This window comes from Burkholderia sp. 10_S31 (assembly GCF_056930375.1).
Genome location: NZ_JBXOWK010000003.1, coordinates 2,423,608 through 2,447,966, shown reverse-complemented (window position 1 = coordinate 2,447,966; position 24,359 = coordinate 2,423,608). Strand labels below are relative to the sequence as shown.

The 24,359-nt window shown below is 61.4% G+C and carries 19 protein-coding genes, 2 tRNA genes and 3 rRNA genes; 13 read left to right on the top strand and 11 right to left on the bottom strand.

Annotation, left to right across the window (positions count from 1 at the left end):
* Positions 1–43: 43 nt before the first annotated feature.
* Together AC1Z3W_RS31495 and AC1Z3W_RS31490 are read right to left on the bottom strand one after the other, a co-directional pair.
* Complete coding sequence (locus AC1Z3W_RS31495; protein ID WP_057929253.1) at positions 44–736, bottom strand: glutathione binding-like protein; 693 nt, start codon at positions 734–736, stop codon at positions 44–46.
* A 174-nt stretch (positions 737–910) separates the two neighbouring features.
* The gene (locus tag AC1Z3W_RS31490; protein ID WP_057929198.1) at positions 911–1,702 is read right to left on the bottom strand and encodes an oxepin-CoA hydrolase, alternative type; all 792 of its coding nucleotides are present in this window, start codon (positions 1,700–1,702) and stop codon (positions 911–913) included.
* 230 nt (positions 1,703–1,932) lie between these two features.
* Here AC1Z3W_RS31490 and AC1Z3W_RS31485 point away from each other — a divergent pair, with 230 nt between their 5' ends.
* Complete coding sequence (locus tag AC1Z3W_RS31485) at positions 1,933–2,589, top strand: glutathione S-transferase family protein (protein ID WP_124834062.1); 657 nt, start codon at positions 1,933–1,935, stop codon at positions 2,587–2,589.
* Positions 2,590–2,637: 48 nt separating this feature from the next.
* On the opposite strand, the gene AC1Z3W_RS31480 is transcribed toward AC1Z3W_RS31485, so the two are convergent.
* Both AC1Z3W_RS31480 and AC1Z3W_RS31475 read right to left on the bottom strand, forming a co-directional pair.
* A complete protein-coding gene (locus AC1Z3W_RS31480) occupies positions 2,638–3,810 on the bottom strand; it encodes a pyridoxal phosphate-dependent aminotransferase (protein WP_057929196.1) in 1,173 nt (390 codons plus the stop codon).
* Between the two features lie 33 nt (positions 3,811–3,843).
* Entirely contained in the window at positions 3,844–4,341 is a 498-nt protein-coding gene (locus AC1Z3W_RS31475; RefSeq protein ID WP_124834064.1) for a putative toxin-antitoxin system toxin component, PIN family, read from the bottom strand.
* Positions 4,342–4,398: 57 nt separating this feature from the next.
* Between AC1Z3W_RS31475 and yaaA the strand changes: the two genes are divergently transcribed.
* Together yaaA and AC1Z3W_RS31465 are read left to right on the top strand one after the other, a co-directional pair.
* On the top strand, positions 4,399–5,181 hold the full coding sequence (gene yaaA / locus AC1Z3W_RS31470) for a peroxide stress protein YaaA (RefSeq protein WP_124834065.1): 783 nt from the start codon (positions 4,399–4,401) through the stop codon (positions 5,179–5,181).
* A gap of 88 nt (positions 5,182–5,269) precedes the next feature.
* Positions 5,270–6,424 (top strand): M14 family metallopeptidase, encoded by a 1,155-nt coding sequence (locus AC1Z3W_RS31465; RefSeq protein ID WP_483509275.1) that lies wholly within the window; start codon positions 5,270–5,272, stop codon positions 6,422–6,424.
* 83 nt (positions 6,425–6,507) lie between these two features.
* On the opposite strand, the gene AC1Z3W_RS31460 is transcribed toward AC1Z3W_RS31465, so the two are convergent.
* The 4 genes from AC1Z3W_RS31460 to AC1Z3W_RS31445 all read right to left on the bottom strand — a co-directional run bounded on the left by AC1Z3W_RS31460 (position 6,508) and on the right by AC1Z3W_RS31445 (position 10,310).
* Complete coding sequence (locus AC1Z3W_RS31460) at positions 6,508–7,158, bottom strand: BspC domain-containing protein (RefSeq protein ID WP_124834066.1); 651 nt, start codon at positions 7,156–7,158, stop codon at positions 6,508–6,510.
* A gap of 137 nt (positions 7,159–7,295) precedes the next feature.
* Positions 7,296–7,970, bottom strand: coding sequence for an energy-coupling factor ABC transporter permease (locus AC1Z3W_RS31455; protein ID WP_057929191.1), 675 nt, complete (start codon positions 7,968–7,970; stop codon positions 7,296–7,298).
* A gap of 75 nt (positions 7,971–8,045) precedes the next feature.
* On the bottom strand, positions 8,046–8,882 hold the full coding sequence (locus AC1Z3W_RS31450) for a LuxR C-terminal-related transcriptional regulator (RefSeq protein ID WP_124834067.1): 837 nt from the start codon (positions 8,880–8,882) through the stop codon (positions 8,046–8,048).
* A 210-nt stretch (positions 8,883–9,092) separates the two neighbouring features.
* Positions 9,093–10,310: a DUF2863 family protein gene (locus AC1Z3W_RS31445; RefSeq protein ID WP_483509274.1), complete on the bottom strand. Its 1,218-nt coding sequence runs from the start codon at positions 10,308–10,310 to the stop codon at positions 9,093–9,095.
* Positions 10,311–10,874: 564 nt separating this feature from the next.
* Here AC1Z3W_RS31445 and AC1Z3W_RS31440 point away from each other — a divergent pair.
* The 8 genes from AC1Z3W_RS31440 (at position 10,875) to AC1Z3W_RS31405 (ending at position 17,608) form a co-directional block, all read left to right on the top strand.
* Positions 10,875–12,407: ribosomal RNA gene (locus tag AC1Z3W_RS31440) — 16S ribosomal RNA — on the top strand.
* 63 nt (positions 12,408–12,470) lie between these two features.
* A tRNA-Ile gene (locus AC1Z3W_RS31435) sits at positions 12,471–12,547 on the top strand.
* Positions 12,548–12,585: 38 nt separating this feature from the next.
* Positions 12,586–12,661 (top strand) — tRNA-Ala (locus tag AC1Z3W_RS31430).
* A gap of 281 nt (positions 12,662–12,942) precedes the next feature.
* Positions 12,943–15,824, top strand: a 23S ribosomal RNA gene (locus AC1Z3W_RS31425).
* A 128-nt stretch (positions 15,825–15,952) separates the two neighbouring features.
* Positions 15,953–16,065: ribosomal RNA gene (gene rrf / locus AC1Z3W_RS31420) — 5S ribosomal RNA — on the top strand.
* Together the 16S, 23S and 5S rRNA genes with 2 tRNA genes alongside form the textbook arrangement of a ribosomal RNA operon.
* A gap of 294 nt (positions 16,066–16,359) precedes the next feature.
* Positions 16,360–16,764: a Cu(I)-responsive transcriptional regulator gene (gene cueR / locus AC1Z3W_RS31415; protein WP_057930285.1), complete on the top strand. Its 405-nt coding sequence runs from the start codon at positions 16,360–16,362 to the stop codon at positions 16,762–16,764.
* 215 nt (positions 16,765–16,979) lie between these two features.
* Positions 16,980–17,126: a DUF3563 family protein gene (locus tag AC1Z3W_RS31410; RefSeq protein WP_006478295.1), complete on the top strand. Its 147-nt coding sequence runs from the start codon at positions 16,980–16,982 to the stop codon at positions 17,124–17,126.
* A gap of 113 nt (positions 17,127–17,239) precedes the next feature.
* Positions 17,240–17,608, top strand: coding sequence for a hypothetical protein (locus tag AC1Z3W_RS31405; protein WP_057930284.1), 369 nt, complete (start codon positions 17,240–17,242; stop codon positions 17,606–17,608).
* 15 nt (positions 17,609–17,623) lie between these two features.
* Here AC1Z3W_RS31405 and AC1Z3W_RS31400 read toward each other — a convergent pair whose 3' ends face one another.
* Together AC1Z3W_RS31400 and AC1Z3W_RS31395 are read right to left on the bottom strand one after the other, a co-directional pair.
* Positions 17,624–18,469 carry a 23S rRNA (adenine(2030)-N(6))-methyltransferase RlmJ gene (locus AC1Z3W_RS31400; protein ID WP_057930283.1) on the bottom strand — a complete coding sequence of 282 codons (846 nt, stop codon included), beginning with the start codon at positions 18,467–18,469 and terminating at the stop codon, positions 17,624–17,626.
* 114 nt (positions 18,470–18,583) lie between these two features.
* Entirely contained in the window at positions 18,584–19,555 is a 972-nt protein-coding gene (locus AC1Z3W_RS31395; RefSeq protein WP_057930282.1) for a potassium channel beta subunit family protein, read from the bottom strand.
* A 163-nt stretch (positions 19,556–19,718) separates the two neighbouring features.
* On the opposite strand from AC1Z3W_RS31395, the gene AC1Z3W_RS31390 reads away from it, so the two are divergent.
* Entirely contained in the window at positions 19,719–20,507 is a 789-nt protein-coding gene (locus tag AC1Z3W_RS31390) for a 3-hydroxybutyrate dehydrogenase (protein WP_483509273.1), read from the top strand.
* 147 nt (positions 20,508–20,654) lie between these two features.
* Here AC1Z3W_RS31390 and AC1Z3W_RS31385 read toward each other — a convergent pair whose 3' ends face one another.
* A complete protein-coding gene (locus tag AC1Z3W_RS31385) occupies positions 20,655–21,854 on the bottom strand; it encodes an amino acid aminotransferase (protein ID WP_057929474.1) in 1,200 nt (399 codons plus the stop codon).
* 250 nt (positions 21,855–22,104) lie between these two features.
* On the opposite strand from AC1Z3W_RS31385, the gene uvrB reads away from it, so the two are divergent.
* On the top strand, positions 22,105–24,195 hold the full coding sequence (gene uvrB / locus AC1Z3W_RS31380; protein WP_057929473.1) for an excinuclease ABC subunit UvrB: 2,091 nt from the start codon (positions 22,105–22,107) through the stop codon (positions 24,193–24,195).
* Positions 24,196–24,359 lie beyond the last annotated feature (164 nt).

Sequence of the window (24,359 nt, the reverse complement as noted above, 5' to 3'; positions counted from 1 at the left end):
GCGCGCGGCGGCATTGACGGATGCCGCTGCGTTGCGTGCTGCTTCAGTGCTTTGCGTATTGCGTTGCGCCGAACAGCATCTCGCGCGCCTTGTCGTCCTGCAGTGCCTTGCGTAGCGATGCGAGCACTTCGACACCGCGCTGCACGGCCGGCCGCGCGGCAATCGCTTCGTGCCAGCGCTTCACGTTCGGCAATTCGTCGAGCACGATGCCCTGGTTCTGCCACGAACGCGTCCACGGGAACGTCGCAATGTCCGCGATCGTGTACGTGTCTCCCGCGAGATATTCGGATTCGCCGAGGCGTTTTTCCATCACGTTGTACAGGCGCTTCGCTTCGTTCGTGTAGCGATTGACCGCATATTCGATCTTCTCCGGCGCATACAGGCGGAAGTGGTGTGCCTGCCCGAGCATCGGGCCGACGCCGCCCATCTGGAACATCAGCCATTCGAGCGTTGCGTAGCGCGCGGCCGGGTCGCTCGGCAGGAACTTGCCGGTCTTTTCCGCGAGGTATACGAGGATCGCACCCGATTCGAACAGCGAGATCGGCTTGCCGCCGGGGCCGTCCGTGTCGATGATCGCCGGGATCTTGTTGTTCGGGCTGATCTTCAGGAATTCGGGCTTGAACTGGTCGCCCGCACCGATATCGACCGGATGCGCACGATACGCGAGGCCCGTTTCCTCGAGCATGATGTGTATCTTGTGGCCGTTCGGGGTCGCCCAGCTGTAGACGTCGATCATCGTCAACTCCTTCGTTGCATGCGCGAAAACGGCGCCGACAGGGCGCCGCGACAGGCGGTCATTAGAGCATGGATCGACGCGGGTTGCAGGCGACGGGAACGCGCGGCCGCGCACCGGCGTACGGGTGTCGATGCGGTGACGGCGAGGCTGTTCGAACAGCGGGACCGTGCCGGATCAGCGCTTGTAGCGCGGCGGGCGTTTCTCGAGAAACGCGGTAATGCCCTCGAGCGCGTCCGCGTGATGCAGCGATGCGACGAAGTGATCTCGCTCGGTGCCGAGATGGGTCTCGAGCGGTTGCGCGGGCGCATCGTCGAGCAGCGACTTGATGCGCGTGAGCGCGTTCGGCGAGATGCCGGCAAGCGAGTCGGCCCACGCGAGCGCGTCGGACAATACGGCACCGGGTACGGCAAGCCGATTGACGACGCCGAGCGCATGCAGGCGTTCGGCCGCGACGGGCTTGCCTTCGAACAGGATTTCGGCGGCCAGCGCGCGCGGCAGCGCGCGTGCGAGGAACCAGGAGCCGCCGCCATCGGGCGTGAGGCCGACGCGTGCATACGACATCACGAACTTCGCGTCGTGCGCGGCAACGATCAGGTCGCACGCGAGCGCGAGCGAGAAGCCCGCGCCGGCCGCCGCACCTTCGACCGCCGCGATCACAGGTTTCGTCGATGCACGGATCGCCGTGATCCACGCGGCAAGCTGATCGATGCTGTCGGCCTGGTAGGCCGGGTCCTTCGAGCGGTTATCGAGTAGCCGGTTCAGGTCGCCGCCCGCGCAAAAGAAGCGATCGGCTCCCGTGAGTACGACGGCGCGAATCGCGGGATCGCGCTCGGCGGTGGCGAGCGCTTCGACGCCGGCCGCATACATGTCGGGATGCAGCGCGTTGCGCGCGCCGGGATTTGATAGCGTGAGGACGAGCGTCGATTCGCTCTCGGGCGGACGCGAGGCCAGCAGTTCAGCACTCATGCGAGTGTGTCTCCATCGAATTCGAATGGCAGGGACGGCGACGTCGCACGCCGCGCGGGCACGTGCTCATGCTCATGCTCATGCAGATCAGGGTGCTGCCGCAGTGGATGCAATGTTGTCGTGACGGACGCGAAACTGATTTAGACTAGCACGAACGTGCTTTTCAGCGCGACGAATCCCGATGCGGCCGGCATCGCTGCGGCCGCGCTTCAGCAAGGAAGGAGACTCCGATGCTACAGCTGTGCGGTATTCCGTTGTCCAACTACTACAACAAGGTGAAGTTCGTCCTGCTCGAACATGACATCCCGTTCGAGGAATTGACCTGCAGCTTGCCGATCAGCGATGCTGCGCTGCTCGCCGATTCGCCGCTCGGCAAGATTCCGTTCGTGAAGACGGAAGAGGGCGCGCTGTTCGAGTCGCAGGTGATCATCGAGTATCTGGCCGCGCGTTATCCCGACAAAGCCATTTTCCCGTCGGGGCCGTTTGCGGCCGCAAAGGTGCGCGAACTCGTCGAGACGCTCGAACTGTATCTCGAATGGACTGCGCGAGAGGTCTATACGGAAGCGTTTTTCGGCGGCAAGGTCAGCGACGGGATGAAAGCGCACGTCGAGAAGCGCCTGCCGCGCGCGATCGATGCATTCAAGCGGATGGCGCAGTTCTCGCCCTATGTGCTCGGCGACGCATTCAGTCTTGCGGACATTGCCGCATCGATCCATCTGCCGGTGATCGGGATGGCGACGAAGGCCATCTTCGGCCGCGATTTCCTGCTCGACGCAGGCATCGACTGGAAGGCGCATGCGAAGCTGGTCGGCGAGCGGCCGGCCGCGCAGCGCGTGGCGGCCGACCGCAAGGCCTATATCGCGGTGACGGGCACCGCGCGGTCATAAGCGCGAGCCGGGCGAGGCACTGGGCAGCATTGGCTGCCCGTGCCGGACTTACAGGCGCGCGAGCCGTTCGAGTGCGGACGCGAGCGTGCTCTCCTGTTTCGCGAAGCAGAAGCGCACGACGCCCGATTCGTGCGGCTCATGATAGAACGCGGACACTGGAATTGCCGCCACGCCGATCTCCGACGTGAGCCACTTCGAAAATTCCGCTTCGGACAGGTCGCTGATCGCCGAATAGTCGACGCACTGGAAGTACGTGCCGGGGCACGGCAGCAGCTTGAAGCGCGTGCGTTCGAGGCCGGCGCGGAAGAAGTCGCGCTTCTTCTGGTAGAAGTCGGGCAGCGTCAGGTACGGCGCCGGATCGCGCAGGTAGTCGGCGAGCCCGATCTGCATCGGCGTGTTGACCGTGAACACGTTGAACTGGTGGACCTTGCGGAACTCAGCGGTGAGCGCCGCCGGCGCCGCGACATAGCCGACCTTCCAGCCCGTCACGTGATAGGTCTTCCCGAAGCTCGACACGATGAAGCTGCGCGCGGCCAGTTCCGGGTAGCGCGCGACGCTCTCATGCCGCGCGCCGTCGTAGACCATGTGTTCGTACACTTCGTCCGACAGGATCAGCACGTTGGTGCCGCGCACGATCTCCTCGAGCTTGCGCATGTCGGCCTCGCGCCACACGGTGCCGGTCGGGTTGTGCGGCGTGTTGATCATGATCATCCGCGTCTTCGGCGTGATCGCGGCAGCGAGACGATCGAACGGGATCGCGTAGTCGGGCGCTTCCAGCGTGACGAACACGGGCTTGCCGCCGGCGAGTTCGATCGACGGCAGGTAGCTGTCGTAGGTCGGTTCGACGACGATCACTTCGTCGCCCGGATGCACCGCGCACAGGATCGCCGTCAGCAGTGCCTGCGTCGCGCCGGCCGTCACCGTGATCTCGGTGGCCGGATCGTAGCGCCGGCCGTAGACCTGCGCGATCTTGTCGGCGATCGCGTCGCGCAGGGGCGCGACGCCCGCCATCGGCGGATACTGGTTGTGACCGTTGCGCATTGCGGCCGCGACCGCGTCGACGATGCGCGGGTCACAGTCGAAATCGGGGAAGCCCTGGCCGAGGTTCACGGAGCCTTTCTCGGCGGCGAGCGCGCTCATGACCGTGAAGATCGTGGTGCCGACGTTCGGCAGGCGCGAGGGGAAAACGGGAGTCGTAGGCATGTCGGAAGGAGCGTTCATCGATACGATCGCAAGCGGGTGGCGCCGGGGCCGTCAGGCCGGCGTGGTGGGGGTGGCCGACGCGGCATCGAGCGCGCAGGCTTCGGTAAACGGCGCGGGCTGCGCGATCCGGAAGCCGAAGTCGCGTGCGGTGCGCTTCGCGAGCTTGAGCAGCGCACGGTCCTTCGACACGAGCCATTCGGCCTGCGCGGCGCGCGCGAGCTCGAGAAACTTCTGATCGTCGCGGTCCTTGCACTTCGGCAGCGGCGGCGCGTCGGCGTCGACGGGCGGCGGCTCGACGAGGCTCGTCAGGCGGGCGACGGTCGCGAGCGCCTCGGCCTTGTCGATCGCGCGCGCCTGGAACTGCGGGTAATCGAGCACGAGCTCGAGTTCGTTCAGGCAGCGGCCGTCGATCACGGCGGCCAGCGTGCCGCGTTCGAGCGCGGCACGGATCGGGCGTGTGGCAGGGTCGTCGAATACGAGTATGTCGATCCAGACGTTCGAGTCGAGCACGACGCGATGTGCGGCATGCGGGGCGAGAGAGCGGGTCATTCGTTACAATCGGTGGTTTTCGTCTGACCGCAAGGCACGGCGTGCCAGCGAGCCTCTATGATAATCGTTCTCTCTCCCGCCAAATCCCTCGACTACGAGACGCCCGCCCACGTCCCGTCTTACACGCAGCCTGCATTCGTCGACGAGGCGTCGGAACTGATCGACGGCCTGCGCAAGCTGTCGCCACAGGACATCGCGACGCTGATGGACATCTCCGACCCGCTCGCGCGCCTGAACTTCCAGCGTTACGCGGACTGGTCGCCGACCTTCACGCCGGCCAATGCGAAGCAGGCGATGCTCGCGTTCAACGGTGACGTGTACGAAGGGTTCGATGCCAAATCGCTGTCGGTCGCCGATCTCGACTACGCGCAGCAGCACGTGCGCGTGCTGTCCGGCCTGTACGGACTGCTGCGCCCGCTCGACCTGCTGCAGCCGTACCGGCTCGAGATGGGCACCCGGTTCGCGAACGCCCGCGGCAAGGATCTGTATGCGTTCTGGGGCGACCGGATCACGCGGGCGCTGAACGAGCAGCTCGAGACGCGCAGCGGTGCGGCGCGCGTGCTGATCAATTGCGCGTCGACCGAGTACTTCAAGTCGGTCAAGCCGAAACTGCTGGCGGCACCGGTCGTCACGCCGATATTCGAGGACTGGAAGGGCGGTCGCTACAAGATCATCAGCTTCCACGCGAAGCGCGCCCGTGGCCTGATGGCGCGCTACATCGTCGAGAACCGCATCGCCGAACCGGCGGCGCTGAAGGATTTCGCGGCGGAAGACTACGCGTTCGACGCTGCAGCATCGAACGATTCGACTTACGTATATCGCCGGCGAATCGGCGAGTGACCATGTCGGCCGTTCACGAGACGGCCGGCGCATGCATGAGGCCGGGCAGGGGGCAAACCGCCCGTTCCGGTCGCAACTGGAGAGACAGATGACCCTTTCGATCACCAGCAATTTCGACGCGGGCGCCATCGACGTCGTATCGTGCGACAGCCCGGACGCGATCCGGTTGCGCGTGCGTGGCGACAACCGCTCGGAGTTCGCGCAATGGTTCTACTACCGCCTGACGGGCGCGGGCGGCGAACGATGCGTGATGTCGTTCGAGAATGCGGCCGAATGCGCGTATCCGTCGGGATGGCGCAACTACAGCGCGGTCGCGAGCTACGATCGCGTCGACTGGTTCCGCGTGCCGACGACGTTCGACGGCAAGACGATGACCATCGATCATACGCCCGAGTTCGACAGCATCTACTACGCGTATTTCGAGCCGTATTCCGAAGAGCGTCATGCGGCGTTCCTCGGCGCGGTCCAGCAGCTGCCGCAGGCGAGCATCGTCGAACTCGGTCGCACGGTCGAAGGCCGTCCTATGTCGTTGCTGTCGCTGGGTACGCCGGAGGTCGACGGCATGCCGAAGAAGAAGGTGTGGATCATCGCGCGTCAGCACCCTGGCGAGACGATGGCCGAGTGGTTCATCGAAGGGCTCGTCAAGCGGCTGGCCGGATGGGGCGATTGGGCGGGCGATCCGGTGGCGCGCAAGCTGTACGATCGCGCGACGTTCTACATTGTCCCGAACATGAACCCGGACGGCAGCGTACACGGCAACTTGCGCACCAATGCGGCGGGCGCGAACCTGAACCGCGAGTGGATGGAGCCCGATCCCGAACGCAGCCCCGAAGTGCTGGCGGTGCGCGATGCGATTCATGCGATCGGTTGCGACATGTTCTTCGACATTCACGGCGACGAGGATCTCCCGTACGTGTTCGTCGCGGGTTCGGAGATGCTGCCGAGCTTCACCGAGCAGCAGGGCAAGGAGCAGACCGCATTCATCGATGCGTTCAAGGTCGCGAGCCCGGATTTCCAGACAGAGCACGGCTATGCGGCAAGCAAGTACAAGGAAGATGCGCTCAAGCTCGCGTCGAAGTACATCGGCCACCAGTTCGGTTGCCTGTCTCTGACGCTCGAGATGCCGTTCAAGGACAACGCGAACCTGCCCGACGAGCGGGGCGGCTGGAACGGCGAACGCAGCGCCGCGCTGGGTGCTGCGATGCTGGCGGCGATCCTGGTGCACGTCGAGACGTTCGCGTAAGCGCACCGCCGTCGATGTGAAAAAAGCCGGCGCATCGTGTGATGCGCCGGCTTTTTTGCTTCTGTCGTTGCCGCTCCGTCGTATCAGGACTTCTTCACGGTTTTCTTCTTCACGGCTTTCTTCTGGCCGCTTGATTTCTTCGTTGCAACGGCCTTCTTGCCGGTGCGGCCGGATGTCTTGGCCTTCACCTTGCCGCGGTGCGACTTGCCCTTGAATTTCTGCGGCGACGACGAGCGCTCGACGCGTGGCTTCAGCGGCGGCACGGGATCGTTCCAGCTGAATGCGAGCATTTGCTGGCCGATGTAGCCGCAGCGGAATTTCAGCGGTGTCGGGTCGCTGCCGTCGCTGTGGATGCCGAGGCCGTCTACGGTGACGATGTTGTCGACCTTTACGCGCTGCTTGCCCTGATCGAACGAATCGCTCCACGGCGTGATCGTCGCGTTGCCGCTTTCGAACGCGTTCGGCGCGAAGTCGACGCGGTCGAAGGCTGACGATGTGCTTGCGATGAAGCTGCCGTGCGCCGCACAATCGGCGACGATCGGATCGGCATGCATCTCGTTGACGAATTTGTTGATCAGTTCGGAGCGCTGGTCGAGGAGGTCGGCGAATACCGGTGCCGGCAGCGCAAGCGACAGGCCCGCGACACAGGCTGCCAGCTTGCCGAGCGCCCGGAAAATCCGGAGCGAGGCAGGAGAGCTGTCCATCTGGTTATTGGTGAGGAGCAAATGAGGCATCGGGCACGTATAGATGCCCGATGAAGATCAGGAGTTCAATCTTAGCGTAAAAAAGTTGTGCGGCAGTAGATGCCACACTCTCCCGCGCTGTGGAAGCGGATCGTCGCGCGCATCGATTGCATCGGGACAAAGTGCAGTCAGGCGCGCGGGCCACCGAGACGGTAGCGCCGCACGTCGAATGTCGTGACCCATGCCGGCCGATAGACGGCGATGAGCGCCGTGGCCATGCCGGTGAACCACGCTTCGCCAAGCGCGAGCAGCGCGGTGTTGAGCAGATAGCCGGCGGGAATCACGACGGGCACGCCGTCCGCGAGTGCGAGCTGGACGCCGGCCGCGGCCGCGGCGACCGCGACGATCGCGATGGCCGGCGACAGGAATCCCTGACCGGTGATGAACGAGGCGAGGTTGTGCGGGAGCCACGCGATCGCGGCGCGCTGCAGCAACGCGGACACAGCGACCGGCAGCGCACCGTAGATCAGATAGGTGAGGCCGATGCCTTGCCACGGCGCGTCGAACACGATCGCGGCGACGGCCGTGACGGCACCCATCGCGATCAGCGCGAGCGTCCAGTCGAACAGCGTGACGAGCAGCGTCGCGCCGAGCAGGTGCATGACGATGCCGTCCTCGAGCCATGCATTCGAGGCCCACAGAACCGTGATCGCAGTGACGAGCGCGAGCCACACGTGCTGGAGCGTTGCGTCCTGCAGACGGACGAAGGGACGATTCCAGAGCGCGAGCGCGAGCAGAGCCACGGCGGCGATCCAGCCGCCGATGCCGACCCAGAGCGGAAGCGGTGTGAAAAGAAAACCCATGCGTCCATATTACTCGTTGAGCATCAAAGGTGGGAATTCGCACATGCAGACCGTCGCAATATCGATACTGCCCGACTAGCGTTCGCGCCGAAACCGCGCCGGCGGTTCGGCCGCGAGCGGCAGGTCGCGGGTGCCGGTGTTCGCGGCCGGCAGCGGGTACGGACGGTTGTTCCGTTGCGTGCGCAGCGGGACCGGGCCGCGTTCGCCGACGACCGGCTTGCCTGCGCGTTCACGGTTCGCCAGCAGCACCTCGAGATGTGGCGACAGCCAGCCGTTGTAGATCGCGACGGCGGCGGCTCGGTTTGCCGCGCCAAGCTGCTGGAAGATGCTGGCAAGGTGGATCTTCACGGTGCCTTCGCTGATGCCGAGCGTGCGGGCGATCATCTTGTTGGTGCTGCCCATATGGACGAAGCGCATGATCTGCGCCTGTCTCGGCGACAGGAGGCTGCTGGGCGGGCGGCGCGGCAGCGATCCGGCGAGTGTCTGGAAATGGGCGTCGTGGCGTGCCGCAGCGGCGGACGGTAGCAGGCTGAGCGCGATGGGCGGGATATAGTGGCCGCCCAGCAGAACCATCTCGAGTGCCCGCACGATCAGATGCGGCCGCATGGAGTGCGGGATCACGCCCGCGACGCCGTAGTTGTAGAAGCGCTGGATGGCTTCCGGCGTGGATTCGTCGATCAGTACCGCTGCGGGCGTCGGCGAGCAGGCGCTGCAGAGCGCCTGGAGTTCGCTGAGCCGCCCGACGTCCGGCCAGTTGATCGCAACGAGGTCGAAGCGCTGGGTGCGCAGCAGTCGACGCGCCTGGAAACTGTCGGGCGCATCGTTGATGTTGGCGTGACGGTCGATCTGCCGTAGCAGGGCCTTCAGTCCGTCACGCCGTTCGGCGTCTGAGTTCAGCACCAGGAACCGCATATTCAACCTCCGTAAGGTAAGTCATTGAGCTGCCGTCGGCATGCGTTGGATCCGATAATGACAAAAACCTTACACGATGTCTGCTTGGCCGAAAGGCTTAGGAAAAGTCCGAAATTTCGAGTGAGGGAAACGCGGGCGAGAAAAAAGCCGCTTCGGCAGGAACCAGAAGCGGCTTCGTGGGGCAGGCTCGGCGAGCGCTGCGGTTCGCGATCAGTGAAAGTGCGGTTGGGCCGGTGATGCGTCTTCCGGCATTTCCGCATGGACGATCTCGCCGAGCGGATCCGCATAGAGCGGCACGCCGCAGTCGTCGCAATACTCGGGCTCGAAGCGGCCTGCGTGCCGGCGGACGTCGGTTACACCGCATTCCTTCAGCAGACTTACGATTTCCTCGAGCGGCCCTTCGATCGGTGCTTCGCCTTCGAGCGTCGCGCTGTCGATCGACACATCGCCGTTCTCGCGGCCGTAGAGCGGCCACACAACGCCATAGATTACGTCGTTGCTGGCACGTCGCGTGAAGCCGACGCGATACTCGTCGATCCGGCGTTCGCCGAAGCCCGCGACCACGGCGCGCAGTTCCTGCGGCGCCGCACCAAGTGTGTCAAAAAGATAACGGACGGCCGTTCGGACCGTGTGCGGACGGATGCGTTCGTCTGCATCGCGGCAGGCCGAATAGTACGCGTCCGGAAGCAAGCATTCGAACTCGCAGCCGGGGAGGGCAACCGACAGGTTCGGGCCGCCCTGGGCGGTCCACTGCTCGAGACACTGGCCGCGTTCGATCCGGTTGCCGTGCTCTTCTTCCTGCCAGCGGAACAGCGGTGCACCCGCTGGCGCGGCGACGACGGCGAGCAGGAAGCGCGGGTCGGCCAAGATCGGCGAGGTTTCGGGCAGGTCCCCGAAGCTCAGCTTGGCGGCATGCTGGCCAATTGCCGCATGCGCCAGCTGCTGGGCGAGCCGGTAGGTCTCGACGTGGTGGCGCGGCAGCTGGTCGATGCTGTACAGGAACGGGGCCAGTCCGACGAGCGTGCCGGTTGCGAGCACGTGCGCCTGCAGTTGCGTGCGCAGTGCGTCGGCGACATCGCCTTTCAGCGGACCCGACGGAATCATGTAGCGCGTCCAGGCGAGAACGGGAACGGCGACCAGCAGAGCATCGTACGGTTGGCCGTCATGCTCGATCCCCATCGATTCACTATGCGTCTCGGCCATGTCGGCGAGCGCGCCATAGGCATCAGGGTGGTTCTGCTGCAGATGGTCGAGGGCTGCGTCGAGCGTGGTCTGGTTGCCGTTGCGAACGATCTTGGCGAGCAGCGCGTCGAGCTTCGCTTCCCAGAAGCGATCCTCGATGCGGCTGCCCGAGGCGAAGAGCGCAAGCGACAGGCCGACCAGTTTGTCGGCGTCGGGGGGGAGGCGTTTGGCGATTCGCTGGCGCATATTAAATACGTATAGAAAGAGGCGAAGAACCTCATATTCTAGTCCGTTCTTTGCGCCATAAGCGGTCTCGTGCTCCGGCATGGCGGAAAGGCCGCATCGACGGGGATGAAGAAAAATCCATCAAACCCCTTGCGCGATTGGCGGTGGCTGCATAGAATCACGCCTCTTTCGCGCTAACGGAAACGCAGCGCGGGAGAAGAAGGGAAGCGGTGCGGTTGAGGGCAGGTTGTAGAGCCCCGGCGCACACGGAGTTGAACCCCAGCCGTCGCAACGAAGCAGTTAAAAAAGTTGTTGACGAACTGAGAAACACGGTTGATAATCTCGCTTCTCTGCTGCTGAAAACGCAGCGCTGCTGAGAAACACGAAGTTTCTCGCAGAAACGCTCTTTAAAAATTAACAGCCGATAAGTGTGGGCGCTTGATGGCCGCGAGCTGATCTTCGGATCAGATAGCGAAAGTATCAAGAGTCTCACACTAAAGTAAGTCAGGTTTATGAAGTGATTCATATACCTGTCAGCTTTGAGTGAGCGACCGGTTCGAAAGAACCGAAAACAGTAACAGGTTTAAACTGAAGAGTTTGATCCTGGCTCAGATTGAACGCTGGCGGCATGCCTTACACATGCAAGTCGAACGGCAGCACGGGTGCTTGCACCTGGTGGCGAGTGGCGAACGGGTGAGTAATACATCGGAACATGTCCTGTAGTGGGGGATAGCCCGGCGAAAGCCGGATTAATACCGCATACGATCTATGGATGAAAGCGGGGGACCTTCGGGCCTCGCGCTATAGGGTTGGCCGATGGCTGATTAGCTAGTTGGTGGGGTAAAGGCCTACCAAGGCGACGATCAGTAGCTGGTCTGAGAGGACGACCAGCCACACTGGGACTGAGACACGGCCCAGACTCCTACGGGAGGCAGCAGTGGGGAATTTTGGACAATGGGCGAAAGCCTGATCCAGCAATGCCGCGTGTGTGAAGAAGGCCTTCGGGTTGTAAAGCACTTTTGTCCGGAAAGAAATCCTTGGTTCTAATATAGCCGGGGGATGACGGTACCGGAAGAATAAGCACCGGCTAACTACGTGCCAGCAGCCGCGGTAATACGTAGGGTGCAAGCGTTAATCGGAATTACTGGGCGTAAAGCGTGCGCAGGCGGTTTGCTAAGACCGATGTGAAATCCCCGGGCTCAACCTGGGAACTGCATTGGTGACTGGCAGGCTAGAGTATGGCAGAGGGGGGTAGAATTCCACGTGTAGCAGTGAAATGCGTAGAGATGTGGAGGAATACCGATGGCGAAGGCAGCCCCCTGGGCCAATACTGACGCTCATGCACGAAAGCGTGGGGAGCAAACAGGATTAGATACCCTGGTAGTCCACGCCCTAAACGATGTCAACTAGTTGTTGGGGATTCATTTCCTTAGTAACGTAGCTAACGCGTGAAGTTGACCGCCTGGGGAGTACGGTCGCAAGATTAAAACTCAAAGGAATTGACGGGGACCCGCACAAGCGGTGGATGATGTGGATTAATTCGATGCAACGCGAAAAACCTTACCTACCCTTGACATGGTCGGAATCCTGCTGAGAGGCGGGAGTGCTCGAAAGAGAACCGGCGCACAGGTGCTGCATGGCTGTCGTCAGCTCGTGTCGTGAGATGTTGGGTTAAGTCCCGCAACGAGCGCAACCCTTGTCCTTAGTTGCTACGCAAGAGCACTCTAAGGAGACTGCCGGTGACAAACCGGAGGAAGGTGGGGATGACGTCAAGTCCTCATGGCCCTTATGGGTAGGGCTTCACACGTCATACAATGGTCGGAACAGAGGGTTGCCAACCCGCGAGGGGGAGCTAATCCCAGAAAACCGATCGTAGTCCGGATTGCACTCTGCAACTCGAGTGCATGAAGCTGGAATCGCTAGTAATCGCGGATCAGCATGCCGCGGTGAATACGTTCCCGGGTCTTGTACACACCGCCCGTCACACCATGGGAGTGGGTTTTACCAGAAGTGGCTAGTCTAACCGCAAGGAGGACGGTCACCACGGTAGGATTCATGACTGGGGTGAAGTCGTAACAAGGTAGCCGTATCGGAAGGTGCGGCTGGATCACCTCCTTTCCAGAGCTTCTCGCAAAATTGAGCGCTCACGCTTATCGGCTGTAAATTTAAAGACAGACTCAGGGGTCTGTAGCTCAGTCGGTTAGAGCACCGTCTTGATAAGGCGGGGGTCGTTGGTTCGAATCCAACCAGACCCACCATTGTCTGGCGGTAGGTACCTGAGGTTATCTGTACTCATGGGGGCATAGCTCAGCTGGGAGAGCACCTGCTTTGCAAGCAGGGGGTCGTCGGTTCGATCCCGTCTGCCTCCACCAATCTTCAATGACAAGCGTTCGACTTGGTCGAATCTTTGTCATTGGCGATTGAGCCAGTCAGAGTGATACATAGTATGTATCGGCTGTCGTTCTTTAACAATCTGGAAGAAGTAAGTAATTTGGATAGCAGAAGCGTCTTGAGATGGACGTGAAAGCTATCCGGGTTGTGATTGTATCGATGTATCTCAAGATGATTCGAACTTAATGTTCGGCTCAATTGGAATACGGCACAACGCGAGAACTCAACCTGTAGCGACTGTCGCAAGACAGACTCGTTATAGGGTCAAGCGAACAAGTGCATGTGGTGGATGCCTTGGCGATCACAGGCGATGAAGGACGCGGTAGCCTGCGAAAAGCTACGGGGAGCTGGCAAACGAGCTTTGATCCGTAGATGTCCGAATGGGGAAACCCACTCCTTTTGGAGTATCCATGGCTGAATACATAGGCCATGTGAAGCGAACGCGGTGAACTGAAACATCTAAGTAACCGCAGGAAAAGAAATCAACCGAGATTCCCAAAGTAGTGGCGAGCGAAATGGGATGAGCCTTGCACTCTTTATTTGTATTGTTAGCCGAACGCTCTGGAAAGTGCGGCCATAGCAGGTGATAGCCCTGTAGGCGAAAACAGTATGAAAGAACTAGGTGTGCGACAAGTAGGGCGGGACACGTGAAATCCTGTCTGAAGATGGGGGGACCATCCTCCAAGGCTAAATACTCGTGATCGACCGATAGTGAACCAGTACCGTGAGGGAAAGGCGAAAAGAACCCCGGGAGGGGAGTGAAATAGATCCTGAAACCGCATGCATACAAACAGTCGGAGCCTCGTAAGGGGTGACGGCGTACCTTTTGTATAATGGGTCAGCGACTTACGTTCAGTAGCAAGCTTAACCGTATAGGGCAGGCGTAGCGAAAGCGAGTCCGAATAGGGCGTTCAGTTGCTGGGCGTAGACCCGAAACCAGGTGATCTATCCATGGCCAGGATGAAGGTGCGGTAACACGTACTGGAGGTCCGAACCCACTAACGTTGAAAAGTTAGGGGATGAGCTGTGGATAGGGGTGAAAGGCTAAACAAACCTGGAAATAGCTGGTTCTCTCCGAAAACTATTTAGGTAGTGCCTCGTGTCTCACCTTCGGGGGTAGAGCACTGTCATGGTTGGGGGGTCTATTGCAGATTACCCCGCCATAGCAAACTCCGAATACCGAAGAGTGCAATCACGGGAGACAGACATCGGGTGCTAACGTCCGGTGTCAAGAGGGAAACAACCCAGACCGCCAGCTAAGGTCCCCAAATATAGCTAAGTGGGAAACGAAGTGGGAAGGCTAAAACAGTCAGGAGGTTGGCTTAGAAGCAGCCACCCTTTAAAGAAAGCGTAATAGCTCACTGATCGAGTCGTCCTGCGCGGAAGATGTAACGGGGCTAAGCTATATACCGAAGCTGCGGATGCGTGCTTTGCACGCATGGTAGGAGAGCGTTCCGTAAGCCTGCGAAGGTGCCTTGTAAAGGGTGCTGGAGGTATCGGAAGTGCGAATGCTGACATGAGTAGCGATAAAGGGGGTGAAAGGCCCCCTCGCCGTAAGCCCAAGGTTTCCTACGCAACGTTCATCGGCGTAGGGTGAGTCGGCCCCTAAGGCGAGGCAGAAATGCGTAGCTGATGGGAAGCAGGTCAATATTCCTGCACCATTGTTAGATGCGATGGGGGGACGGATCGCGGAAGGTTGTCCGGGTGTTGGAAGTCCCGGTCGCTGCATTGGAGAAGGCACTTAGGCAAATCCGGGTGCGTAATTCAAGGGTGTGGCGCGAGCTCCTTAGGGAGCGAAGCAATTGGAAGTGGTTCCAAGAAAAGCCTCTAAGCTTCAGTCTAACGATGACCGTACCGCAAACCGACACAGGTGGGCGAGATGAGTATTCTAAGGCGCTTGAGAGAACTCGGGAGAAGGAACTCGGCAAATTGGTACCGTAACTTCGGGATAAGGTACGCCCTTGTAGCTTGATGCGCCTGCGCGCAGAGGGTGAAGGGGTTGCAATAAACTGGTGGCTGCGACTGTTTAATAAAAACACAGCACTCTGCAAACACGAAAGTGGACGTATAGGGTGTGACGCCTGCCCGGTGCCGGAAGATTAAATGATGGGGTGCAAGCTCTTGATTGAAGTCCCGGTAAACGGCGGCCGTAACTATAACGGTCCTAAGGTAGCGAAATTCCTTGTCGGGTAAGTTCCGACCTGCACGAATGGCGTAACGATGGCCACACTGTCTCCTCCCGAGACTCAGCGAAGTTGAAGTGTTTGTGATGATGCAATCTACCCGCGGCTAGACGGAAAGACCCCATGAACCTTTACTGTAGCTTTGCATTGGACTTTGAACCGATCTGTGTAGGATAGGTGGGAGGCTATGAAACCGGAACGCTAGTTTCGGTGGAGCCGTCCTTGAAATACCACCCTGGTTTGTTTGAGGTTCTAACCTTGGCCCGTGATCCGGGTCGGGGACAGTGCATGGTAGGCAGTTTGACTGGGGCGGTCTCCTCCCAAAGCGTAACGGAGGAGTACGAAGGTACGCTAGGTACGGTCGGAAATCGTGCTGATAGTGCAATGGCATAAGCGTGCTTAACTGCGAGACCGACAAGTCGAGCAGGTGCGAAAGCAGGTCATAGTGATCCGGTGGTTCTGTATGGAAGGGCCATCGCTCAACGGATAAAAGGTACTCTGGGGATAACAGGCTGATACCGCCCAAGAGTTCATATCGACGGCGGTGTTTGGCACCTCGATGTCGGCTCATCTCATCCTGGGGCTGTAGCCGGTCCCAAGGGTATGGCTGTTCGCCATTTAAAGAGGTACGTGAGCTGGGTTTAAAACGTCGTGAGACAGTTTGGTCCCTATCTGCCGTGGGCGTTGGATATTTGAAGGGGGCTGCTCCTAGTACGAGAGGACCGGAGTGGACGAACCTCTGGTGTACCGGTTGTCACGCCAGTGGCATCGCCGGGTAGCTATGTTCGGAAGAGATAACCGCTGAAAGCATCTAAGCGGGAAACTCGCCTTAAGATGAGATATCCCTGGGGACTAGATCCCCTTGAAGGGTCGTTCGAGACCAGGACGTTGATAGGTCAGGTGTGTAAGCGCAGTAATGCGTTCAGCTAACTGATACTAATTGCCCGTAAGGCTTGATCCTATAACAAGTCTGTTTCGCGCTAGAGAGCGCGTCGGACAAGTTGGATTCTCGTGTGTGATACACACAACCTGAATTACTGCTTCTTCCAAGATTGGTTGTGCTGCGAAGCAGCGCAACAACCCTCTTTGCCTGATGACCATAGCGAGTCGGTCCCACCCCTTCCCATCCCGAACAGGACCGTGAAACGACTCTACGCCGATGATAGTGCGGATTCCCGTGTGAAAGTAGGTAATCGTCAGGCTCCCTAAGCCAGAAACCCCCGCCCGAACAGGCGGGGGTTTTTGCATTTGTGGCGCCGGAAAAGGAAAAGGGCGATGGCCGCCAGGCGTTGGCTTGGGAACTCGTGCCGGTCGGCCGGTGAGCTGGCCAGGCAGGATCCTCATGCACGTCGCACCAGATCTGCCCCCTTCGGTAAGGCCAATCGACTTCTAGCAAAGTCCTTTTCACTCAGCTTTTGATACGATCGAAGTGTCGTCGACGGTCGCTCGTGTCGACGTTCATGTTCGAACCAGTGCTTGATGGAAAGAGGGCAGGAATGAATATCGGCGACGCGTCGCGCGAATCCGGCGTCAGCGCAAAAATGATCCGCTACTACGAACAGGTCGGCCTCCTTGCACCGAGCAAGCGTAGCGATGCCGGATACCGGATCTACGGTTCGGAAGAAGTCCATATCCTGCGTTTCATCCGCCAGGCAAGGCGGCTCGGTTTTCTCGTCGAAGATATCCGCAAGCTGCTGACGCTCTGGCAAGACCGCTCCCGCGCCAGCGCCGAAGTGAAGTCGATCGCCCTCGAACACGTGGCCGAACTCGACAAACGCATCGCGGAATTGAGCGACATGCGCAATACGCTCGCCGATCTCGCCGCGCACTGTCACGGTGACGGGCGCCCCGAATGCCCGATCCTGGCGCGTCTGGCCGATCCGGTCGGTGAGCCAGATTAGTGCACACCCTCGAGGCCCGAAATGAACCTCGAGTCAATATCTTTAAAAATCAGTGAGTTGAGGTGGATGCTTCATAATCCATTCCGAATTGGAATGGCGTCCATGCAAGCATTTCACTGGTATCTTGGTGCAGCACCGCTATAATTCGGGATAACCCTATACGGGAAATCCCTGAATCTTGATTCGCCAGGGGTCCCCCTTCCTTGGAGAACATCATGATCGCCTACATCGTCGAAAAGCTGAGCAACTGGTTCGAATCCGCAGAGCGCGAGCGCCGTGAGGCTTACCTCGCCACGTCGTCGGACATCGTCCAGCTCGAGAGCCGCATCCGCTCGCTCGAAACCAACGGCTACTCGCTGTAATCGGAGTTACCGTCAGGTGCCACGTGGCACCGAACGAAAAGCAAGCCCCGTATTGACGGGGCTTTGTTTTTTGTACGCCGGATCTGGCGAAATCGTCGGCGCGGCGCTATGGTATGGACCTGCTTTTCAGCCGAGAAAATACGACCATGCGCTTGCGTCTCGATGTGCGTCACGGTTTCCGCGCGCGTCTCGTTCTGGGCACTGCGATGCTCATTCAAGGCATGGCGGCCGGTGCGGCGACTTCATCCAAACCACTGATTCTCGATACGCAACGCGGGATCCAGGATGGCAAGGGGGGGCTGGTGTTGCAAACGGCTCCGCTATCGCCAGAGCCGATTGTTGAACCCGCGGGCATGAGAACGCCGGCCGGGCAGGGATCGAATTCGTCGGTCCCGTTGTTTGTCGCGCCGTATATCAATGTGCCGGGCTGGGGCGTGTCGCCTGCGAATCAGCCAAGACCCGCCCCGAGACCGCAGCCGTAACGGCAAACCGCTCGCTCAGTTTCCGCGGTGCTCGATCTGGCACCGGGCGCCGCTGTCCTGTCCCAGGTGTTCGACGAGATAGGGCAGCGCTTCGTTCATGCTCTGCGCGAGCGTGTACGGCGGATTCAGGATAAACATTCCGCTGCCATAAAGTCCCAGGCCGTCTGCTGGCGGGTTCGATACCGTCAACGTCAGGTGCAGCCAGTTGTTCGGCTGCAGTCGCTTGAGTTGTTCCGGAAAACGCTGCGACTCCACCCGCGCAACCTGCGGATACCAGATCGCATAACAACCGGTCGCGAAACGCTTCAGGCATTCGGTTACGCAGGTCACCGTGCGCGCGTAGTCCTTCTTGTCTTCATAGGACGGATCGATCAGCACGAGCGCGCGTCGCGGCGGCGGCGGCAGCAGCGCCTTGATGCCCTCGAAGCCGTCACCGGCGAAAATCATCGCGCGTCGCCCCGCGTCACGGAAGTTGTGACGGAGCACGTCGATTTCCGTCGTGTGCATCTCGAACAGGCGCATCCGGTCCTGCTCGCGCATCAATCGCCATGCGAGATACGGAGAGCCCGGATAGTAGTGCAGCTCGCCGTCGTCGTTCAGCGCGCGCACTTCGTCGATGTAATCACCGAGCGCCTCGGGCAGGTTCTTGTCGTCCCACAGCGGGCCGATGCCGGTGTCGAATTCCCCCGTCTTGGCCGCATAACCGTCGCGCAGCGAATACACGCCGGCGCCGGCGTGCGTGTCGATGTACCAGTACGACTTGTCTTTCTTGTTCAGGTAGCGCAGCAGCTGGACGACGACGGCGTGCTTGAGCACGTCCGCGTGGTTGCCTGCGTGAAAACCGTGACGATAACTGAGCATGGCTGGCTGCCTGAAACGAAGGAGGAATCGATGAAAACGGACGATCGCCGCGCGCGGCCGTCGGGCCGCGCGCCAATGCGGCCGCGTATTGTACGCGAGTGGACGTGAGCCGCCTTACTCGTATGCGTCGCCAACGACCTCCTCGATGCGTTGCTTGACCTCAAGCGTTAGCTTTGCGGCAACGTCGAGTGCGCGGATGTTGTCGCCGATCTGCTCGATCCGGGAGGCCCCCGTAATGACCGAACTCACGCGCGGATTCGCGAGTATCCATGCGATAGCGAGCTGGGCGGTGTTGCAGCCGAGTTCTGCCGCAATTCCGCCGAGCCGTTCGACCACGTCGTTGCTGGCCGGATCCGTCAGCCGGTCGCGGAGCCAGTCGTAACCCTGCAGTTGCGCGCGGCTGCCCGGTGGCACGCCATTCCGGTACTTGCCGGTGAGCAGTCCCGATGCCAGCGGACTCCAGGTGGTCAGGCCGAGGCCGTAATCGTCGTAGAGCCGTGCGTATTCCCGCTCGACCCGGGTACGGTGGAACAGGTTGTACTGCGGCTGCTCGACGACCGGTTTGTGCAGGTGGTGCCGCTCGGCAATCTCGTACGCAGCGCGAATTTCGTCGGCGCTCCATTCGGACGTGCCCCAGTACAGCGCCTTGCCGCGCACGATCATGTCGCTCATCGCCCAGACGGTTTCCTCGATCGGGGTGTTCGGATCGGGGCGGTGGCAATAGACGAGGTCGACATAGTCGAGCTGCAGCCGGCGCAGCGAGCCGTCGATCGCGTTCAGCAGATATTTGCGGTTCAGCGTGTGGTACTGGTTCGGGGCTTCCGCGAGACCCCAGAAAAACTTCGTGGACACGAGGTAGCTGACGCGAGGCCAGCCGAGCGACTTGAGCGCCTGACCCATGATTTCCTCGGATTTGCCGCCCGCGTAGACCTCGGCGTTGTCGAAGAAATTGATACCCGCATCGCGGGCCGCCGCGAGGCATTCGCGGGCGACTCGCTGATCGACCTGGTTGCCGTAGGTGACCCACGAGCCGAGTGAAAGCTCGCTGATCTGCAGGCCGGAGCGGCCTAGCCGTCGATAGTGCATGAGAATCTCCCGCGACCCGGAACCGACCTTAAGCTTAGACGTTTTGCGCGCGAACGGCGGGGCCGATCGTGCACAATAGCGGCTGGCCCACCTGCACGACCGCGCGACGAACGCGGGTGCAGCGGGGCGTGCTTTTTCGATCCGATAACGGAAGGAGACGGACATGGCAGCAGATCTGAGCGGCAAGACCGCAGTCGTCACGGGCGCCGCAAGCGGCATCGGCAAGGAAATCGCACTGGAGCTCGCGAAGGCGGGTGCGGCCGTCGCGATCGCCGACCTGAACCAGGATGGCGCGAATGCGGTTGCCGACGAGATCAACAAGGCGAGCGGCAAGGCGATCGGCGTCGCGATGGACGTGACGAACGAGGAAGCCGTGAACAGTGGCATCGACAAGGTTGCCGAAACGTTCGGCTCGGTCGACATCCTCGTGTCGAACGCAGGCATCCAGATCGTCAATCCGATCGAGAACTACTCGTTCTCCGACTGGAAGAAGATGCAGGCGATCCACGTTGACGGCGCGTTCCTGACGACCAAGGCCGCGCTCAAGCACATGTACAAGGACGATCGCGGCGGCGTCGTGATCTATATGGGTTCGGTGCACTCGCACGAGGCGTCGCCGCTGAAGTCGGCGTACGTGACGGCCAAGCACGGGTTGCTGGGCCTCGCGCGCGTGCTGGCGAAGGAAGGCGCGAAGCACAACGTGCGCTCGCACGTCGTGTGTCCGGGTTTCGTGCGCACGCCGCTGGTCGACAAGCAGATTCCGGAGCAGGCGAAGGAGCTCGGGATCAGCGAAGAGGAAGTGGTGAAGAAGGTGATGCTCGGCAACACGGTCGATGGCGTGTTCACGACGGTGCAGGACGTCGCGCAGACGGTGCTGTTCCTGTCGGCGTTCCCGAGCGCCGCGCTCACGGGGCAGTCATTCATCGTCAGCCACGGCTGGTTCATGCAGTAACGGAATCCGGTACGGGCGGCCACGATGCGCCGCTCGTGCGGAGCACCCGCCGGTAATGCCCGAACGGCATAAAAAAACGCGCTCCGGGGAGCGCGTTTTTTGTTTCGGCAGGGCGGCGGGTGACGGCTGCCGCCCGCTGACGCCGATTTACTTCAGGACCGCAGCGACTGCATGGGCGACTGCGTCGAGGTTGCGCGTGTTCAGCGCTGCAACGCAGATCCGGCCGGTGCCGACTGCGTAGATGCCGAATTCTTCGCGCAGGCGATCGACTTGCGCCGAGGTCAGGCCCGAATACGAGAACATCCCGCGCTGCGCGTTGATGAAGCTGAAGTCGCGATCGACGCCGCTCGCCTTCAGGCGCTCGACGAGACCGTTGCGCATCGCGCGGATGCGGTCGCGCATTTCGCCGAGTTCCTGCACCCACGAAGCATGCAGTTCCGGCGACGCGAGCACGGCCGCGACGACGGCGCCGCCATGGGTCGGAGGGTTCGAGTAGTTCGTGCGGATCACGCGCTTCAGTTGCGACAGCACGCGCGTCGCTTCTTCCTTGCTCGACGTGATGATCGACAGCGCGCCGACGCGCTCGCCGTACAGCGAGAACGACTTCGAGAACGACGACGACACGAATGCATTCAGGTCGGCCGAAGCAAACAGGCGCACCGCAGCCGCATCGGCCTCGATGTTCTCGCCGAAGCCCTGGTAGGCCATGTCGAGGAACGGCACGAGGTTGCGCGCCTTGACGACGTCGACGACCTGTTGCCATTGAGCTTCGGTCAGGTCCACACCGGTCGGGTTGTGGCAGCATGCGTGCAGCACGACGATCGTGCCGGCCGCATAGCCGTTCAGCGCCGACAGCATGCCTTCGAAGTTCACGCCGTTGGTGGCGGCGTCGTAGTACGGATACGCGACGACTTCAAAGCCGGCCGCTTCGAACAGCGCGCGGTGGTTCTCCCAGCTCGGGTCGCTGATCGCGACCTTCGCGTTCGGGTTCACGGTGCGCAGGAAATCGGCGCCGATCTTCAGCGCGCCCGTGCCGCCCAGTGCCTGTGCCGTGACCACGCGGCCTGCGGCGATCAGCGGCGAATCGTTGCCGAGCAGCAGCTTCTGCACCGCTGCGTCGTAGGCGGCGATCCCGTCGATCGGCAGGTAGCCGCGCGGCAGGCCGGCGTCGACGCGTGCCTTTTCCGCTTCGCGAACGGCGCGCAGCAGCGGAATCTTGCCTTCTTCGTTCGTGTACACACCGACGCCGAGGTTGACCTTGGTCGGACGCGTATCGGCGTTGAAGGCTTCGTTCAGGCCCAGGATCGGGTCGCGGGGAGCAAGCTGGACAGCGGAGAAGAGCGACATGATGATTCGGCAGTAGTGAAAAGAGGGTCAGGCTTTCAGCCGGCGGGGCGGGCGCAGCAGACCGCGCGCCAACGGGCACGGCGCCGGAAAGCGCAGCAGCCTGACATTGTAGCGAATTCACGCTGCCGGGGGCGGCGATTGCGCGGCGAATTGCGATTTCAGCCGGTTGCCGTGCGTCAGGAGCCGTCAGCGGTTCGCAACGCCGCGAAGCGCTAGAATAGTTTTTTTGCCCTCGCTCCGGCCGCATTCCATGTCCGAACATCACGCCGAAGTCGGCGACGCGCTCGACGAATCGAAATTCGTGACCTTCGAAGGGTCGCCGTTCCAGCTCTACCAACCGTATCTGCCCGCAGGCGACCAGCCGACCGCGATCGAAACGCTCGTCGAGGGTGTCGGCGATGGCCTCGCATTCCAGACGCTGCTCGGCGTGACCGGTTCGGGCAAGACCTTCACGATGGCGAACACGATCGCGCGGCTCGGCCGCCCGGCAATCGTGTTCGCGCCGAACAAGACGCTCGCGGCGCAGCTCTACGCTGAGTTCCGCGAGTTCTTCCCGCGCAACGCGGTCGAGTACTTCGTCTCGTACTACGACTATTACCAGCCGGAAGCGTACGTGCCGCAGCGCGACCTGTTCATCGAGAAGGACTCGTCGATCAACGAGCACATCGAGCAAATGCGGCTGTCGGCGACGAAGAGCCTGATGGAGCGCCGCGACGTGGTGATCGTCGCGACAGTATCGGCAATCTACGGTATCGGCAACCCGTCCGAGTACCACCAGATGATCCTGACGCTGCGCACCGGCGACAAGCTCGGCCAGCGCGACGTGATCGCGCGGCTGATCGCGATGCAGTACTCGCGCAACGAACAGGACTTCCAGCGCGGTACGTTCCGCGTGCGCGGCGACACGATCGACATCTTCCCGGCCGAGCACGCGGAGATGGCCGTGCGCGTCGAGCTGTTCGACGACGAGGTCGAGACGCTGCAGTTGTTCGACCCGCTGACCGGGCGCGTGCGGCAGAAGATTCCGCGTTTTACCGTATATCCGTCGTCGCACTACGTGACGCCGCGCGACACCGTGATGCGTGCGGTCGAGACGATCAAGGACGAATTGCGCGAACGCCTCGAGTTCTTCCACCGAGACGGCAAGCTCGTCGAGGCGCAGCGCCTCGAACAGCGCACGCGTTTCGACCTGGAGATGCTGCAGGAGCTCGGTTTCTGCAAGGGCATCGAGAATTACTCGCGGCACTTCTCGGGCGCCGCGCCCGGCGAGCCGCCGCCGACGCTGGTCGACTACCTGCCGCCCGACGCGCTGATGCTGCTCGACGAATCGCATGTGTTGATCGGTCAGCTGAACGGGATGTACAACGGCGACCGCGCGCGCAAGGAGAACCTCGTCAACTATGGCTTCCGGCTGCCGTCGGCGCTGGACAACCGGCCGCTCAAGTTCCCGGAGTTCGAGCGCAAGATGCGTCAGGTAGTGTTCGTGTCGGCGACGCCCGCCGACTACGAGCAGCGCGTGACGGGGCAGGTCGCCGAGCAGGTGGTGCGGCCGACCGGGCTCGTCGATCCGGAAATCGAAGTGCGCCCGGCAAGCTCGCAGGTCGACGACGTGCTGACCGAGATCAACGCGCGCGTGAACGCCGGCGAGCGCGTGCTGATCACCGTGCTGACGAAGCGGATGGCCGAGCAGCTCACCGAGTTCCTGGCCGACCACGGCGTCAAGGTGCGCTACCTGCACAGCGACATCGACACGGTGGAGCGGGTCGAGATCATCCGCGACCTGCGGCTCGGCACGTTCGACGTGCTGGTCGGGATCAACCTGCTGCGCGAAGGCCTCGACATTCCGGAAGTATCGCTCGTCGCGATTCTCGACGCGGACAAGGAAGGCTTCCTGCGCGCGGAGCGCTCGCTGATCCAGACGATCGGCCGGGCCGCGCGGAACGTGAACGGCAAGGCGATCCTCTACGCGGACAACATGACCGATTCGATGAAGCGCGCGATCGGCGAGACGGAGCGGCGCCGCGCGAAGCAGATCGCGCACAACGAGAAGATGGGCATCACGCCGCGCGGCGTCGTGAAGCGCATCAAGGACATCATCGACGGCGTCTACAACGCCGACGACGCGCGTGCCGAGCTGAAGGAAGCGCAGCAACGCGCGAAGTTCGAGGACATGTCGGAAAAGCAGATCGCGAAAGAAATCAAGCGTCTCGAAAAGCAGATGGCCGATTACGCGAAGAACCTCGAGTTCGAAAAGGCCGCGGCTACGCGCGACCAACTGGCGCTGCTGCGCGAACGCGTGTTCGGCGCGAACGTGGGCGACCACATCAACGGCGGCCGGTAAATCTTTCCAAACGTCACTGAAACCTTCCGGTAACACCGTTGTAAGCCTTGTCGGATCAGGGGTTTACGCGGTGTCTTGTTTGTTCAGGAGCCGGTTCAGTGCTAAACTCCGCATGTATTGAGAATAGTTCGCATTAACGTTCTTCATCGCGTTAGTGTTTTCGG

Bases quoted from the DNA above. Each gene is read 5' to 3' on its own strand.
- AC1Z3W_RS31485 (WP_124834062.1), top strand. From the start codon at position 1,933: ATGCTACAGCTGTGCGGTATTCCGTTGTCCAACTACTACAACAAGGTG.
- AC1Z3W_RS31450 (WP_124834067.1), bottom strand. From the start codon at position 8,882: ATGCGGTTCCTGGTGCTGAACTCAGACGCCGAACGGCGTGACGGACTG.
- AC1Z3W_RS31465 (WP_483509275.1), top strand. From the start codon at position 5,270: ATGACCCTTTCGATCACCAGCAATTTCGACGCGGGCGCCATCGACGTC.
- AC1Z3W_RS31490 (WP_057929198.1), bottom strand. From the start codon at position 1,702: ATGAGTGCTGAACTGCTGGCCTCGCGTCCGCCCGAGAGCGAATCGACG.
- uvrB (WP_057929473.1), top strand. From the start codon at position 22,105: ATGTCCGAACATCACGCCGAAGTCGGCGACGCGCTCGACGAATCGAAA.
- AC1Z3W_RS31460 (WP_124834066.1), bottom strand. From the start codon at position 7,158: ATGCCTCATTTGCTCCTCACCAATAACCAGATGGACAGCTCTCCTGCC.
- AC1Z3W_RS31390 (WP_483509273.1), top strand. From the start codon at position 19,719: ATGGCAGCAGATCTGAGCGGCAAGACCGCAGTCGTCACGGGCGCCGCA.
- AC1Z3W_RS31495 (WP_057929253.1), bottom strand. From the start codon at position 736: ATGATCGACGTCTACAGCTGGGCGACCCCGAACGGCCACAAGATACAC.
- AC1Z3W_RS31410 (WP_006478295.1), top strand. From the start codon at position 16,980: ATGATCGCCTACATCGTCGAAAAGCTGAGCAACTGGTTCGAATCCGCA.
- AC1Z3W_RS31385 (WP_057929474.1), bottom strand. From the start codon at position 21,854: ATGTCGCTCTTCTCCGCTGTCCAGCTTGCTCCCCGCGACCCGATCCTG.
- cueR (WP_057930285.1), top strand. From the start codon at position 16,360: ATGAATATCGGCGACGCGTCGCGCGAATCCGGCGTCAGCGCAAAAATG.
- AC1Z3W_RS31455 (WP_057929191.1), bottom strand. From the start codon at position 7,970: ATGGGTTTTCTTTTCACACCGCTTCCGCTCTGGGTCGGCATCGGCGGC.
- AC1Z3W_RS31475 (WP_124834064.1), bottom strand. From the start codon at position 4,341: ATGACCCGCTCTCTCGCCCCGCATGCCGCACATCGCGTCGTGCTCGAC.
- AC1Z3W_RS31405 (WP_057930284.1), top strand. From the start codon at position 17,240: ATGGACCTGCTTTTCAGCCGAGAAAATACGACCATGCGCTTGCGTCTC.
- AC1Z3W_RS31400 (WP_057930283.1), bottom strand. From the start codon at position 18,469: ATGCTCAGTTATCGTCACGGTTTTCACGCAGGCAACCACGCGGACGTG.
- AC1Z3W_RS31445 (WP_483509274.1), bottom strand. From the start codon at position 10,310: ATGCGCCAGCGAATCGCCAAACGCCTCCCCCCCGACGCCGACAAACTG.
- AC1Z3W_RS31480 (WP_057929196.1), bottom strand. From the start codon at position 3,810: ATGAACGCTCCTTCCGACATGCCTACGACTCCCGTTTTCCCCTCGCGC.
- AC1Z3W_RS31395 (WP_057930282.1), bottom strand. From the start codon at position 19,555: ATGCACTATCGACGGCTAGGCCGCTCCGGCCTGCAGATCAGCGAGCTT.
- yaaA (WP_124834065.1), top strand. From the start codon at position 4,399: ATGATAATCGTTCTCTCTCCCGCCAAATCCCTCGACTACGAGACGCCC.